Here is a 14,503-nt window from a genome sequence, read left to right as displayed (position 1 = left end):
ATGGCTACATATGACGAGACCAGAAGTCCCGAACAAATCGAAACCGATATCGAACGGACACGAAGCCAGATGGCGGAGACTCTGGACACGATTCAAGAGCGATTTTCGCCCGGACAGCTCCTGGATCAAGCCTTGAACTATCTGGACGAGAAGCAGATAAACGAAAATTTGCGACGGTTCGGCACCAGTGCCGGGACTGTCGTCAAGGAAAATCCGATTCCGATGACTCTGCTCGGCGCCGGGCTCGCTTGGCTGGCGCTGTCGGGCCGAACCAAAGGCAAAGGCGGCCGATCCGTTTCTGGGCTCATGAAGCCTTCTCACGGCATGGAAAGTCTGCATAGCAGCCATGGCGAGATAGAACGGTCCGTTTCCCACGGCATGGGCGGAACCAAGGGCGAAGGCGCCATGAGCGAAAAGCTTGGACACGCCAAAGGCAGAGTATCGGAGACCGTCGGCCATGTCCGGGAAACGCTCGGCGAAAAGGCGAGCCATGTTCGGCACTCCGTCGGCGACACCATGAGCAGCGTCCGCGAAAAAGCCGGAGAAGTCTCTCACAGAGCGCAGGATCAGGCGGTACGACTCGGCCATGCGGCCCAAGACCAGTATCAGCACATCGTTCAGGAACAACCCTTGGTCCTGGGCGTGTTGGGGATCGCCATCGGAGCGGCGCTCGGTGCCGCCGTGCCCCGCACACGCATGGAAGACGAAATGATGGGAGAGACGAGAGACCGATTGGCGCGTCAAGCTCGCGAAACCGGCCGGGAAATCATGCATGAGGGCGCCGTCGAAGCCGAACGCGAACCGGCTACCGCCGGCCCGATGCACGAGGGTCCGACCGAAGCCGAGAGCAGCCCGATTACGGCTGGCTCGAGTTCGGGCGAAATACTTCATGGCATGGAAAGCGGCGAAACCGGCATCGGCACCGGTGGAACTACGGTGGGAGGCACCACGGCCGGCGGTACGACCACCGAAGGTATGGGCGGAGTTACACGAGCCACGGGAGGTGAGGCAGCCGCCGCCGAATCCATGAAAGGCGTGCCACCGATGGGCGAGCGCCGCGGAGGCGTAAGCGACCGCCGCAAGGGATTCTTGGCCGAGACGATCGGAAACGTCACGCGAGTACCGCCTGCCGGAGAGCGGCGGCACGGCATGCCCGATCGCCGGATGTCCGGCTCCATGAGCCGAGGACCCGGCTACGAGTCTCCGAACACGCCGTAAGCGACGGTCCTCAAGCCGGTTAACCGTTGGAAAAACGCCATGGCGCGCTCGACGCGTCATGGCGAATTCGCATAAAAAGCGACGACGGAGCGCGCCATGAACGACGGCGTCGAGATTGCACAGTCGATGCCGTCTCCGCGCCGGAAATCGCTTTTCCCGAATCAGTCAGGGAGGTCTTCCCAATGCCCACATCGACTGACGCTTCCGCTTACAACGACCGAGGCCGCTCGGCAGTGCGTCCTTGGGATATCCCGCTCGCAGGCTGGCGGGACATTGCCTACCGTGTCAAGAACGAGGTCGTCCACGACAATATTTCGATCGTCGCGGCCGGCGTAGCGTTCTATGCCCTGCTGGCGATCTTCCCCGCCTTGGCGGCAATGATCGGCCTGTACGGTCTGGTCGCCGATCCCGCCGACGTTCAGAAAGAGATCGAAGCGCTGGCGAACATCGTCCCTGCGGAGGCCCATGCGCTGCTGAGCCGGCAGTTGAACGACATCGCCAGTCATGCCAACACAGCGCTGAGCTTAAGTGTCCTCATCGGTTTAGCGGTGGCGATCTGGAGCGCTACAAAGGGCATCACCTCCCTGATCACCGCGCTGAACATCGTCTACAACGAGCAGGAGAAAAGGAGCTTCTTGAAATTGAACGGCTTGGCTCTAGCCTTCACCTTCGGCGGAATCCTCTTCGCCCTGGTCGCCATAGGCCTCATTGCCGGCTTGCCTGCTTTTCTGAGCTTTACCGGCCTCCGCGGATTTCTGTCATTCCTGTTTTCTCTCCTGCGTTGGCCGCTTCTGGCGCTGGCTTTCATCTTCGGTTTGGCGGTCGTCTACCATTACGGCCCTTGCCGCAATGCGCCCCGCTGGCAATGGATCAGCCCCGGTGCCGTGCTGGCGGTAGTGTTGTGGCTGATCGGTTCGGGGCTGTTTTCTTTTTATGTGTCCAATTTCGGAAACTACAACGAAACCTACGGTTCGGTCGGCGCCATCGTCATTCTGCTCACTTGGTTTTACCTCACGGCTTACGTGGTGCTCCTGGGCGCCGAGCTCAACGCCGAAATGGAGCATCAAACCAAGGAGGACACCACCATAGGCGAACCCGAGCCTTTGGGCGAACGTCGTGCATACGTGGCCGACACCATCGGCAAAGCCTATGGGGACAAAGGAAGGGACAACACGGACGATTCGAGGCAACATCCGAGACGATGATGCCTGCATTCGCAGCGGCAACTCACGTCCGGTCAATCACTGGAGCGCAGGAAAACGGTATGAACAAACAGGTACGAGATGTTATGACCAAGGGCGCCGAGTGTATCGGCGAGCACGAAACCATCATCGAAGCCGCGAAGCGAATGGAACTGCTCGACATCGGCTCACTCCCTATTTGCGGCGACGACAAGCGCCTCAAGGGCATGCTGACGGACCGCGACATCGTGGTGAAGGTTCTGGCCGCAGATCGGGATCCTTCAACGACTACCGCGGGCGAAGTCGCTCAGGGCACTCCCGTCATGGTCCATGCCAGTGACTCCATCGACGATGCGCTGCGCAAGATGATCGACCATAAAGTCAGGCGCTTGCCGGTCATCGAGGAGCACAAGCTGGTCGGCGTCGTGAGCCAAGGCGACTTGGCCACGAGCATAGACACCTCCAAGGTAGGGGACTTGGTCAGGGCGATTTCCGCCGCGCCCTAAAGCGACCCGTCGAAGCACGGAGGGCGATGCCGTTGGATTCAAGGTCGGTATCGCCGGATCGATAGCAAACGGACCTCGAGTCGCCCCGTTCCCGACATTGCAGTCGGCAAAGGATTGCCGACCTACGAACTCAGGCAATCACTCCGGGTAGGTCGGGAATCCTTTCCCGACATCACGGATTGCTCGGCAAACGATGGCCGACCGACGACCACTCGGTTCGGCCTGCCTTTTGAATAGGCGGGACGTTTTCCAGTGCATGGCGCGAGACCGGCGTGAAGACCGCATTAACTCAACCGGCGCGAACATTCCCTCCCAATAAGGTCAGCACTTCGCCCGTCACGTAACTCGAATCCGCCTCGGACGCGAAATACACGTAAGCCGGCGATATTTCCTCAGGCTGGGCCGGTCGCTGAAACTTGGTCTGCATGCCGAATTTGGCGACTTTTTCGGCCGGCTGATCGGCGGGATTCAGAGGCGTCCAAACCGGCCCCGGAGCGACGCAGTTCACCCGGATACGCGATTCCGCCAAATTCTGCGCCAGCGACTTGGTGAAAGCGATGATCGCGCCTTTGGTCGCCGAGTAATCCAGAAGTCCGGCATTGCCTTCCAGACCGGTGATCGATCCCGTGTTGATGATGGCATCGCCGCCCTTGAGGTGAGGCAGCGCCGCCTTGGTCATATGGAAATAACCGTAGATGTTGGTCTTGAACGTCAGATCCCACTGCTCCTCGGAAATCTCGGCGAGGCTGTCGCAGTGTTTCTGATAGGCTGCGTTATTCACCAGAATGTTCAGTTTGCCGAACGACTGAACGGTTCTTTCCACCGCCTGTCGGCAAAACAACGAGTTCTTGATGTCGCCGCAAATGACGAGAGCCTTACGCCCTTCCGCTTCGACCGCCTGCTTGGTTTCCTCGGCGTCCGAATGCGCCTCGTGATAAACGATGGCGACATCCGCTCCCTCCCGAGCGAACAGCACGGCGACGGACCGGCCTATTCCCGAATCTCCCCCCGTCACCAGCGCGACCTTGTCCTTGAGCTTGCCCGCTCCTTTGTAGAGCGGCGCCGAATATCTCGGCCGGGGCTCCAGCTCGGATTCCAGCTCCGGCCGCTCCAGATGTTGTTCCGGAAACGGCGGTTTCGGTTCTTGCAACTCGCCCGTCATACGCTTGCTCCTTTGCCTGATATCGGCCCGTGTTCGCCCGGACTCAAACCGAGAACATCAACCTCAAATGTAAATATTCGACTCCGAGCGTCGCTTGTTTATCCGGCATTTCGGCGAAGACCGTCGATAGATCATGGCGATAGATATCCCGGTGACGAAACGCACGACCGATAGACACTGCCGCTACCGAAGTCGAGCATCAACTTAGATGTCATTGAACTTTTGACAAACAGCACGGACCAAAATATCAGTAGCCGGTAATACGCCTGGGACATGGATAGTTTTAAGCTTTCAGCAGGGAAGGGTCATCCGCAAGCTTTCAGTTACCCAGTCAAACCATAAACAGACCGCAAGGAATGCGACGCCTTTTGCTGCCCAATTAAGCAACTGCTGCGGTGGGTTTATCCGCTGCCGAACAGTATCGAGCACAGCCGTGTGCTACCGGAATGGACAACGACGCATAAGGCAAATCCGCAAAACGGTCCGCTGATCCCGAAGTCGGCAGGTCATTCGTCCAAGAACGTCAAGGATGCACTCTAAAAGCGGAGATCATGGATATGACAGAGAGTGGAAGGAAACACGTTGTCGTGACCGGCGGAGCCGGGTTTCTGGGAACGAATCTCTGCCGCTGGTTGCTTATGCAAGGTCATGCGGTCACCTGCATCGACAACTTTCGAACCGGAGGCGAGGAGATTCTCCTCGGACTCAAGGACCTGGGTGCTTTGGAAATCATCAATCAGGACATTACCCTGCCGCTGCACGTCGAAAACGTAGACGAAATCTATAACCTCGCCTGCTCAGCCTCGCCGGTCCACTATCAGGCCGATCCGGTCCACACCTTGAAGACCTGCGTGCAGGGCTCGTTCAATCTCCTGGAAATGGCCCGTTACTCGAAAGCCAAGATATTCCAGGCGTCGACCAGCGAAGTTTACGGCGATCCGGAAACCCATCCTCAACATGAAGCTTATCGCGGCTCGGTCAACCCCGTGGGGCCGCGGGCCTGTTACGACGAGGGCAAACGCTGCGCCGAAACCTTGTTTCTCAACTATTACCGGCAGCACACGGTGCGCGTCAAAGTCGGCCGCATCTTCAATACCTACGGACCCTATATGCGGCTCAACGACGGCCGCGTGGTTCCGAACCTGATCGGGCAAGCGCTCCGGAACCGTCCGCTGACCATCTATGGCGACGGCAACCAGACGCGTTCCTTCTGCTATGTCGACGACTTGATCGAGGCGATGCAGCGCTTCATGGCGACGTCCGACGATGTGCCGGGCCCTCTCAATCTGGGCAACCCGGCCGAAATCACCATGCTCGAACTGGCCGACACTATCATCGATCTGACCGGCTCGCGTTCGAAAATCACCTTTCGGCCGCTGCCGGTGGACGATCCCATCCGGCGCTGCCCGGACATCAGCCACGCCCGCGAAAAACTCGGCTGGACGCCATCCACGTCTCTCGTCGACGGCTTAAAACGCACCATAGACTATTTCGAGAGCACCTTGACGGCGAAGGGACATACGTCCTCGAAAGCCATGACCGGAAGCTGATTCCGTTCCGGCCCCCGGCCGGCGATACGGATTCGTAGGTCGGCAATCCTTTGCCGACGAGCCGCTGGCCGACGGGCTGCGTCGGGAAAGGATTCCCGACCTATAGAGATCGATGGAGTCGCAGGACGGCAATCCTTTGCCGACAACACGTCTCGACGACACCGGAGCATCACCGAAACGATGGATCGACAGGAGTGACCATGGAAAGGATCTTGATTACCGGAGGAGCAGGGTTCATCGGCTCGCACCTTGCCGATGGGTTGATCGACCAAGGCTACCGGGTCCGGGTGCTCGACACTCTCAGCGAGCAAGTCCACGGCAATAACCGACAGCCGCCGCAATACCTCAATCCCGCGGTCGAATTCATGCACGGCGACGTGTGCGATGCCGGCGCAGTCCGAGAGGCGCTACGGAACGTGGATGCCGTGTTCCACTTTGCCGCCGCGGTCGGTGTGGGCCAAAGCATGTATCAGATCGAGCGATACACCGACATCAATAACCGCGGCACCGCCGTGCTGCTGCAATCTCTGATCGAACAACCGGTGAAAAAGCTGGCCGTGGCGTCCAGTATGAGCGTTTACGGCGAAGGACTTTACCGGACCACCAGTGGTCAGACCTGCACCCCCCCGGAACGGCCGCTGACGCAGCTTCAGCACGGCCAGTGGGAACTGACCGACAACAACGGCGATCCGCTGCAACCCCTGCCCACGCCGGAATCGAAGACGACCTCGCCCGCGTCGGTCTACGCCTTGTCGAAATACGACCAGGAGCGTTTATGCCTGCTGGTCGGCCAAGCCTACAACATTCCGGCCGTCGCGCTCCGCTTCTTCAACGTTTACGGGACCCGGCAGGCCTTGTCCAACCCTTACACCGGCGTGCTCGCCATCTTCGCCTCGCGTTATCTCAACGGCAACAGCCCGTCGATCTTCGAGGACGGCGAACAAAGACGCGATTTCGTGAATATCCGGGACGTAGTGCAGGCCTGTGTGCTCGCGCTCGAGCGCGACGAGGCCGCCGGTCGGGCACTCAATGTCGGAAGCGGCCGCAGCTATACGGTGCGCGAGATTGCCGAGCAGATGGGTCGGTTGCTCGGTCGGGAGGAGATTCGGCCGGTAATCACCGAGCAATATCGGGTCGGCGATATCCGCCACTGCTTCGCCGATATCGGCGAAGCCCAAAACATCCTCGGCTATCGCCCCCGCATCGAGCTGGAAGACGGCATGGCCGAACTGGCGGAATGGCTGCAAACCCAGCCCGCTTTCGACCGGTTCGAGGCGGCGAACGAGGAACTTTCGCAGCGGGGACTGCGGCTATGAACGACAAGCAGCAACCGTTGAATCCGAAGCAAGGTTTTACCGGAAACGACCTGAGGCCGGTGCTGATCACCGGCGGAGCGGGGTTCGTCGGGACCAATCTCGCGGATCGTCTGCTCGACGACGGCATTCCGGTGCTGATCTTCGACAATCTGGGCCGGCCGGGCGTCGAGCGCAATCTCGAGTGGCTCCGCTCCACCCATGGTAACCGGGTCCAGGTCGACATCGCCGATATCCGGGATTTTCACGCGGTCCGGAGCGCCGTGCACCGGGCCCGGCAGGTATTCCACTTCGCCGCGCAGGTGGCGGTCACCACCAGCATCGAAAATCCGGCCGCCGATTTCGAGGTAAACCTCCGCGGCACGCTCAACATACTCGAAGGCTTGCGCTCGGCCCAGAATCCGCCGCCGCTGGTTTACACCTCGACCAACAAGGTGTACGGCGATCTCGGCGATCTCGGCGTACGCCGCCAGGGCGATCGCTATATGCCGCGCGACGAGGAAACCGCCCGAAACGGTGTCGGCGAAGACCGGCCCCTGGATTTTCACAGCCCCTATGGATGCTCGAAAGGCGGAGCCGACCAATACGTCCTCGACTATGCGCGCAGCTACGGGCTGCCTACGGCCGTGTTCCGCATGAGCTGCATCTACGGGCCGCACCAGTACGGCACCGAGGACCAGGGTTGGGTGGCTCACTTTCTGATTCGAGCCTTGCAGGATCGGCCGATTACCATCTACGGCGATGGCCTTCAGGTCCGGGATGTGCTGTTCGTCGAAGACTTGGTAAGAGCCTTGCGGCTCGCCGGAGACAACATCGGCCGGCTGCGCGGACAGGCCTTCAATGTCGGCGGCGGACCGGCCAGGACGACCAGCCTGATCGAACTGGTGGACCTCATCGAGGAGCTGCACGGCCGCCGGCCTGAGCTGACATTCGCGCCCTGGCGCACCGGCGATCAGAAATATTACGTCTCCGACATCCGCAAGCTGGACCGCGCCATCGGCTGGCGACCGGAAACCGCCGTGCGCGACGGGGTGGCGGCGACATACGAATGGTTACTAATGTACTCGGACCAAAAGACGCGGTACAACCCCGGCAAGACAGCGGCAGTGCGGTCGAAGGGACTAAAAGGAAGCTTTGATTACGAATGGCCGGGAAAGTAAAGCCACAAACACTCCCTCTCCCTCTGGGAAAAATCGGCAGGGCGAGGCGCAACGCGACGAGCGGGCAGGCCAGGGATGGGCTGCCCCGGACTCGCGAGCGAAGCGGGACAGCGTAGCGTGGCGAGGCCGATTTGCACGCGCGAGCTCCGCTTGCGGCTCCGCATAGGGAACGTGCGGAGTGATTGGGCTAGGGTGCGGGTGAGTTGAATAGGGCTTAACTTTACGCAACTTTATTTACGCGCAGTAAATCTCTGTTCGGAGTAAAAAACTTGCGTAATTGACTGACTTAAAGGGTCCTCGCCCAACCCTCTCCCGGAGAGTAGAGGTATCTGTACAAATCGTCACCCCGGCAGGGATTGCCGGGGTCCAGAGGCTAAGGACGGCAACGGCCTCTCACATCCATGTGTTCTGGATTCCGGCATCCAATCGCAAACGGTTGCTTTAGTCGCAACCCTTCCCTGCCGGAATGACGATTTTGCGGACTTGTGTAGATACCTTTGGTCAGAGGGAGATGGCTTTTTTCAAAGCTTTACTTATTAATCAGGCCCGTAAATACCCTCCTGGTATTTCGGGCCGCCGCCCAGGCCCGGTACACGCCCGGCCTGGGCTCACGCGGCTTGTCGCCGCGCCGGGGCATCCCTGCCCCGGATTAACCCGGCCTATATTTATAGGCCGGGTTAATAACACGACAGTTAGCACTGGACACCCCTTGGAATCCGACCGATGCGTGGAATCCGAGAGTGCTTAAACAGGGAACGATAGCGAAGCGGTCAGCAGCATGAACATCTGATCTCTTGCCGGCCGATGCCCGCTTCCGGAACGGGACAATCTCAGCATGGATGGCTGAGCACAAGGAGGACATCAACGCGTGAGACCGGCAACGGAACAAGCTCCCTTACAGGCAACCGTCGCCCAGATTCGCTGCTTGGCGGCGGTTTTCAGAGGACCGAAGGACCTTCGAGTAATGCCCGTCTCGGTGCCCCCACCGGGTCCTGGGCAGGTGCGCGTCAAGCTGGAAGGCTGCGGCGTCTGCGGTTCGAATCTCCCGGTCTGGGAAGGACGCCCCTGGTTCGACTACCCCTTCCCGCCCGGCGCCCCCGGACACGAAGGCTGGGGCCGCGTCGAGGCAGTGGGCGCGGACGTCGAGCGTCCGGCGGTGGGCACTCGGGTAGCGGTTTTGTCCTATCACGCCTACGCCGGATACGATCTGGTCGAAGCCAGCGCCGCCATTCCTCTTCCCGCCGTGCTCGACGACCAGATCTTCCCAGGCGAACCCCTGGCTTGCGCGATGAACGTGTTTCACCGCAGCGGCATCAAGTCCGGAGAAACGGTCGCCATCGTCGGCATCGGGTTTCTGGGCGCCCTGCTCGTCGGCCTGTCGGCCAAGGCCGGAGCCCGCGTGATCGCACTGTCCCGCCGTCCCTACGCACTCGATGTCGCACGCCGCCAAGGCGCCGACGAAACCCTGTCGATCGGTGATTTTCAGGCTGCCGTCGACCGCGTCAAAGCACTGACCGGGGATGTCGGCTGCGACTGCGTGATCGAGGTCGGGGGAGAACAGTACACCCTGGATCTGGCCACCGAATTGACCCGAGTACGGGGTCGCTTGGTGATCGCCGGCTACCATCAGGACGGGCCGCGCCAGGTGAACATGCAATTGTGGAACTGGCGCGGCCTGGACGTCATCAACGCCCACGAACGCGACCCGCAGCGATACGCCGACGGTCTGCACGCCGCGATCGCGGCTGTGGCCACCGGACGCATCGATCCGTCGCCGCTTTACACCCACCGATTCGCCCTCAAGGAGCTGCCCCAGGCTTTCGAGCTGATGCGGTCGCGCCCGGATGGCTTTCTGAAAGCGGTGGTGCTGCTATGAGCGCGACTCCGGTACAAAACGCGACTACGGAAGTTCGGCCGAACCGTCCGCGGCTGGGCTTTCTCGGCGTCGGCTGGATCGGCCGCAACCGGATGGCCGCCCTGGCGGAAGAGGGTTGCGCCGAGATCGTCGCCCTCGCCGATCCGTCCCCGGAAGCCCTGAAGGAAGCGTCGCACCTCGCGCCCGGAGCCGCCCTGAGCGAACGTCCGGAGAGCCTCTTCGAGAACTCTGTGGACGGGATAGTCATTGCCACGCCCAGCGCCGCTCACGCCCGGCAAGCGATGGCCGCTCTCGAAAGAGGCCTTGCGGTGTTCTGCCAAAAACCGCTGGCCAGGACCCGGCAGGAAACGCGAAGCATCGTCGATGCGGCGCGCCGTGCGGACAAGCTGTTGGGCGTGGATTTGAGCTACCGCTACGTACGCGGCATGGCGGAAATTCGCGACGCCATCCGCCGGGGCGATCTGGGCGAAATCTATGCCGTGGACCTGACCTTCCACAACGCCTATGGCCCGGACAAGCCGTGGTTCTACGACCTCGCCCTGGCGGGCGGCGGCTGCGTCATGGATCTGGGCGTCCACCTCGTGGATCTGGCGCTGTGGATGCTGGATTTTCCGGACGTCACCGAGGTCGTCAGCCGCCTGTACGCCCGCGGGAGGCTCCTGGCAAAACCGGCTGCCGAGATCGAAGACTATGCCGTCGCGGAGATCGGATTCCGAGGCGGCGCCGTCGCTCGCATCGCCTGTTCCTGGCGGCTTTCGGCCGGCCGCGATGCGGCGATCGATTTCTCTTTCCACGGCACCGGGGGCGGGGCCGCGCTCCGCAATGTCGACGGCTCCTTCTACGACTTCATCGTCGAACGCTTCCACGGAACCCGGCGCGAAGCCGTCGCCAGCCCTCCCGACCCCTGGGGCGGGAGGGCGCTCATCGATTGGACACGGAGGCTCGGCCAAGAAGGGCGCTTCGCCCCGGAAGCCCGGCAGTTCGTCGAAATCGCAACCGTACTCGACAGGATCTACGGACGATGAAAATCCTCATGACGGCCGACACGATCGGAGGCGTCTGGCGGTACGCGCTGGAGCTGGCCCGCGGATTGGAAGCTTTCGGGGCGGACATCGTGCTGGCCACGATGGGCGCCCCCCTGTCCGCCGAACAGCGGCGCGAAGCCGCGGCCCTTCACCATGTCCGGGTGGCCGAGAGCCGCTACAAACTGGTCTGGATGGACGATCCCTGGGAGGATCTCGAAGCAGCCGGCCGGTGGCTGCTGAAGCTGGCGAAGGACGCCAATCCGTCGCTGATTCATTTGAACGATTACCCCCACGGCCATCTGGCCTGGCCGGCTCCGGTCCTGATGGTCGGCCACTCCTGCGTGCTGTCGTGGTGGCAAGCGGTATATGGCGAGCCGGCGCCGAAGCGCCTGGACCGCTATCGGGACGTCGTTCGAACCGGGCTGCGGGCGGCGGACTGCCTGGTCGCACCGACCGCGGCCATGCTCGCCGAATTGCGCAGGCTGTACGGTCCTTTGCCGACAGCCCGCGTGATCTCCAATGGGCGCGCCGGCCAGCCCGAGAGCAACAAAAAGCCCTTTATCCTCTCGGCCGGCCGATTATGGGACCCGGCCAAGAATATCGCCGCTCTCGCCCGAATCGCCCCGCGCCTGTCATGGCCCGTCTACATCGCCGGCGAAGCCCGACATCCCGACGGCGGAACGTCCGACTTCGCGGACACCCATTGCCTCGGGCGGCTTTCTCCCGAGCAACTCGCGAACTGGTTCGCCCATGCCGCTATCTACGCCCTGCCCGCCCGCTACGAACCATTCGGTTTATCGGCGCTGGAAGCGGCCTCGGCGGGATGCGCCCTGGTGCTCGGCGACATCCCCAGCCTTCGCGAAATCTGGCAGGACGCTGCCTTGTTCGTATCGCCGAACGATACCGAGCAACTCCGCTCGACGCTTCAGGAACTGATCGACCGGCCGGACCTGCGGCACGACTGGGCGGCCAAGGCCCGGATCAGAGCGGCCTGGTTCACGCCGGAACGGATGGCCGCCGCGTACTGGAATGCTTATCACGATCTGATCGCCGACCGACGGACGACCAAACGCCGGGCCGGCAAGACGACGAACGTCTCTTTTCACTCGCAAACGGCATCGCCGGGAGCGCCGGTGTGACCCGATCACCACGTCTAACTAAAACAATGGAATCTTAGAATGAAATTTGTCCTCTTCTATCACTCTCTGATCTCCGACTGGAACCACGGCAATGCCCATTTCCTGCGGGGCATCGCCACCGAACTGCTGCAGCGCGGCCACCGCGTCGAGGTTTACGAACCGACCGACGGCTGGAGTCTTCAGAACCTCCGCGCCGAGCGGCTTCCCGGCTCGCTGATGGGCTTTTTCGAGGCCTATCCACAGCTGCTCAGCCGCTTTTATAACGTCGACGATATCGACATCGGCGCCGTTCTGGCGGATGCCGACGTGGTCATCGTGCATGAGTGGAACGATCCCGCTTTGGTCAAAAAGATCGGACGCCATCGCGCCCGATCGGGGCACTACGTCTTGCTGTTCCACGACACCCATCATCGGGCGGTGACCGATCCCGAATCGATCGCCCGATACGATCTGGAACACTACGACGGGGTGCTGGCCTTCGGCAAGGTACTGCGCGACATCTATTTGGACCGGGGCTGGGCCTCGCGGGCCTGGACCTGGCACGAGGCCGCCGATACCCGCGTATTCCGTCCGATGCCGCGCGAGCCCGACGAAGGAGATTTGATCTGGATAGGCAACTGGGGCGACGACGAGCGCACCCGCGAGCTCAAGGAATTTCTCATCGATCCGGTCAAGACGCTCAAGCTGAGGACGCGCATTTACGGCGTGCGCTACCCGGCACGGGCGCTCGACGTCTTGTCCGACGCCGGAATCGAATACGGCGGATGGCTGCCGAATTATGAGGTTCCCCGAATGTTCGCCCGTTTCAAGGTGACGGTACACATTCCGCGGCGGCCTTATCGCAGGGCGCTGCCGGGCATACCCACGATACGCCCCTTCGAAGCGCTGGCCTGCGGCATTCCGCTGGTCAGCGCGCCCTGGGACGATGTCGAGGGCTTGTTTACGCCCGGCCGGGATTTCCTGGTCGCCCGCACCCGTCACGAAATGGAGGAAGCCGTCGCAGCGGTTCTGCGCGACCGCAAATTCGCGCAGAGTCTGGCCGCGCAGGGACGCGCCACCATACTCAGACGCCACACCTGCGCGCACCGAATCGACGAGCTGTTGGACATCTGCCGCGAACTGCGCCTGTCCCGCTCCGCGGAACACAAATCGAGGAAAGAGCCCGCTGTCACATAGGAGACGTCTTCATGAAACACCGGCTGCAAGTCGCATTCTTCGGCTCCAGTCTGGTCTCGTCCTACTGGAACGGCGCGGCCACGTACTACCGCGGACTGATTCGCGCCTTGAGCGTGCTGGGGTACCGCACTACCTTCTACGAGCCGGATGCCTTCGAGCGGCAGCAGCATCGCGATATGGCCAATCCGACCTGGGCCAACGTCGTGGTTTATCCAGCCACGGAACAGGGCGTTTCGAAAGCGCTGGAAGCCGCCCGGCAGGCGGATATCCTGGTCAAGGCAAGCGGCGTCGGCGTGTTCGACGACTGGCTGGAACGCGAAATCCCGGGCCTTCGGGCGCCAAACCGAATGGTCATCTATTGGGACGTCGATGCCCCGGCCACCTTGGAGCGGGTTCACCAGAATCCCAACGATCCGTTCCGTACCCTGATTCCCCATTACGACCTGATCCTGACCTACGGCGGCGGACCGCCTGTCGTAGAGGCTTACCGGGCACTGGCCGCACGCGATTGCGTGCCGGTCTATAACGCGCTGGACCCGGCCATTCATTATCCCGTGACACCGGATCCCCGGTTTGCCGCCACTTTGGGATTTCTCGGAAACCGCCTCCCCGACCGGGAAACGCGGGTGCACGAATTCTTCTTCAGTCCCGCGGCGAAACTCCCGAAAGCCGATTTCCTGCTCGGCGGAAACGGGTGGGAATGCAACATACCGGAACTCCCCAATCTCCGCTATCTCGGCCATGTATACGCCCAGGATCACAACGCGTTCAATTGCAGCTCGCGCATGGTCCTCAACATCAACCGCAGCAGCATGGCGCGCTTCGGCTACTCCCCCGCCACCCGAGTATTCGAGGCGGCGGGTGCCGGCGCCTGCATCGTCACCGACGCCTGGGAGGGCATCGAGCAATTTCTGGAACCCGGCCGGGAAATTCTGGTTGCCCGGACCGGGGACGATGTCGTCCGGCATCTTGAAACGACGTCCGAAGAACGTGCTCGGGCGATCGGCGCCGCCGCCATGCGGCGGGTGATCGCGGAGCATACCTATGCGCACCGGGCGGCGCTGGTCCACCGTATTCTGACCGGACTGGCGGATGGCGGCGTTTCGAGCAATACGCCCGCGCCTCGATCCAATGCTGAGGAGAACTCTCTTCCCGATCGGTTCAACCCCTCCTTAAACCCACACACAGGAGCTTGAT

The 14,503-nt window shown here is 61.6% G+C and carries 12 protein-coding genes; 11 read left to right on the top strand and 1 reads right to left on the bottom strand.

What is annotated here, in order from left to right; translation table 11 throughout:
• The 3 genes from JOD69_RS14290 to JOD69_RS14280 all read left to right on the top strand — a co-directional run bounded on the left by JOD69_RS14290 (position 1) and on the right by JOD69_RS14280 (position 2,905).
• On the top strand, positions 1-1,218 hold the full coding sequence (locus JOD69_RS14290) for a DUF3618 domain-containing protein (protein ID WP_077729359.1): 1,218 nt from the start codon (positions 1-3) through the stop codon (positions 1,216-1,218).
• 182 nt (positions 1,219-1,400) lie between these two features.
• Positions 1,401-2,423 carry a YihY/virulence factor BrkB family protein gene (locus tag JOD69_RS14285; protein ID WP_077729357.1) on the top strand — a complete coding sequence of 341 codons (1,023 nt, stop codon included), beginning with the start codon at positions 1,401-1,403 and terminating at the stop codon, positions 2,421-2,423.
• A gap of 59 nt (positions 2,424-2,482) precedes the next feature.
• A complete protein-coding gene (locus JOD69_RS14280) occupies positions 2,483-2,905 on the top strand; it encodes a CBS domain-containing protein (protein WP_205780699.1) in 423 nt (140 codons plus the stop codon).
• Between the two features lie 289 nt (positions 2,906-3,194).
• Here JOD69_RS14280 and JOD69_RS14275 read toward each other — a convergent pair whose 3' ends face one another.
• Positions 3,195-4,067: an SDR family oxidoreductase gene (locus JOD69_RS14275; protein WP_077729355.1), complete on the bottom strand. Its 873-nt coding sequence runs from the start codon at positions 4,065-4,067 to the stop codon at positions 3,195-3,197.
• Between the two features lie 557 nt (positions 4,068-4,624).
• On the opposite strand from JOD69_RS14275, the gene JOD69_RS14270 reads away from it, so the two are divergent.
• From JOD69_RS14270 to JOD69_RS14235, 8 genes are all read left to right on the top strand, one after another.
• On the top strand, positions 4,625-5,617 hold the full coding sequence (locus tag JOD69_RS14270) for a UDP-glucuronic acid decarboxylase family protein (RefSeq protein ID WP_077729354.1): 993 nt from the start codon (positions 4,625-4,627) through the stop codon (positions 5,615-5,617).
• A gap of 200 nt (positions 5,618-5,817) precedes the next feature.
• On the top strand, positions 5,818-6,933 hold the full coding sequence (locus JOD69_RS14265) for an NAD-dependent epimerase/dehydratase family protein (protein WP_086133975.1): 1,116 nt from the start codon (positions 5,818-5,820) through the stop codon (positions 6,931-6,933).
• Positions 6,930-8,090 carry an NAD-dependent epimerase/dehydratase family protein gene (locus tag JOD69_RS14260; RefSeq protein ID WP_086133974.1) on the top strand — a complete coding sequence of 387 codons (1,161 nt, stop codon included), beginning with the start codon at positions 6,930-6,932 and terminating at the stop codon, positions 8,088-8,090. The genes JOD69_RS14265 and JOD69_RS14260 overlap by 4 nt, the downstream gene beginning before the upstream one ends.
• Positions 8,091-8,958: 868 nt before the next feature.
• A complete protein-coding gene (locus JOD69_RS14255; RefSeq protein WP_205781035.1) occupies positions 8,959-9,966 on the top strand; it encodes a zinc-binding dehydrogenase in 1,008 nt (335 codons plus the stop codon).
• Entirely contained in the window at positions 9,963-10,991 is a 1,029-nt protein-coding gene (locus JOD69_RS14250) for a Gfo/Idh/MocA family oxidoreductase (protein ID WP_086133972.1), read from the top strand. The genes JOD69_RS14255 and JOD69_RS14250 overlap by 4 nt, the downstream gene beginning before the upstream one ends.
• Positions 10,988-12,130 (top strand): glycosyltransferase family 4 protein, encoded by a 1,143-nt coding sequence (locus JOD69_RS14245; RefSeq protein WP_205781034.1) that lies wholly within the window; start codon positions 10,988-10,990, stop codon positions 12,128-12,130. Before JOD69_RS14250 ends, JOD69_RS14245 begins: the two co-directional genes overlap by 4 nt.
• Positions 12,131-12,169: 39 nt before the next feature.
• On the top strand, positions 12,170-13,306 hold the full coding sequence (locus tag JOD69_RS14240; protein ID WP_086133971.1) for a glycosyltransferase: 1,137 nt from the start codon (positions 12,170-12,172) through the stop codon (positions 13,304-13,306).
• Between the two features lie 11 nt (positions 13,307-13,317).
• Positions 13,318-14,502: a glycosyltransferase gene (locus tag JOD69_RS14235; protein ID WP_086133970.1), complete on the top strand. Its 1,185-nt coding sequence runs from the start codon at positions 13,318-13,320 to the stop codon at positions 14,500-14,502.
• The last annotated feature ends 1 nt before the right edge of the window (position 14,503 follow it).

The organism is Methylocaldum sp. RMAD-M, from assembly GCF_017832375.1.
GTDB lineage: Bacteria > Pseudomonadota > Gammaproteobacteria > Methylococcales > Methylococcaceae > Methylocaldum.
Note: the sequence above shows the minus strand (reverse complement) of the source record. Positions and strands in the feature narration are given on the sequence as shown.

Excerpts from the sequence above, each read along its gene's own strand:
- JOD69_RS14260 (WP_086133974.1), top strand. The coding sequence starts at position 6,930 with ATGAACGACAAGCAGCAACCGTTGAATCCGAAGCAAGGTTTTACCGGA.
- JOD69_RS14290 (WP_077729359.1), top strand. The coding sequence starts at position 1 with ATGGCTACATATGACGAGACCAGAAGTCCCGAACAAATCGAAACCGAT.
- JOD69_RS14240 (WP_086133971.1), top strand. The coding sequence starts at position 12,170 with ATGAAATTTGTCCTCTTCTATCACTCTCTGATCTCCGACTGGAACCAC.
- JOD69_RS14235 (WP_086133970.1), top strand. The coding sequence starts at position 13,318 with ATGAAACACCGGCTGCAAGTCGCATTCTTCGGCTCCAGTCTGGTCTCG.
- JOD69_RS14265 (WP_086133975.1), top strand. The coding sequence starts at position 5,818 with ATGGAAAGGATCTTGATTACCGGAGGAGCAGGGTTCATCGGCTCGCAC.
- JOD69_RS14285 (WP_077729357.1), top strand. The coding sequence starts at position 1,401 with ATGCCCACATCGACTGACGCTTCCGCTTACAACGACCGAGGCCGCTCG.
- JOD69_RS14270 (WP_077729354.1), top strand. The coding sequence starts at position 4,625 with ATGACAGAGAGTGGAAGGAAACACGTTGTCGTGACCGGCGGAGCCGGG.
- JOD69_RS14250 (WP_086133972.1), top strand. The coding sequence starts at position 9,963 with ATGAGCGCGACTCCGGTACAAAACGCGACTACGGAAGTTCGGCCGAAC.
- JOD69_RS14280 (WP_205780699.1), top strand. The coding sequence starts at position 2,483 with ATGAACAAACAGGTACGAGATGTTATGACCAAGGGCGCCGAGTGTATC.
- JOD69_RS14275 (WP_077729355.1), bottom strand. The coding sequence starts at position 4,067 with ATGACGGGCGAGTTGCAAGAACCGAAACCGCCGTTTCCGGAACAACAT.
- JOD69_RS14245 (WP_205781034.1), top strand. The coding sequence starts at position 10,988 with ATGAAAATCCTCATGACGGCCGACACGATCGGAGGCGTCTGGCGGTAC.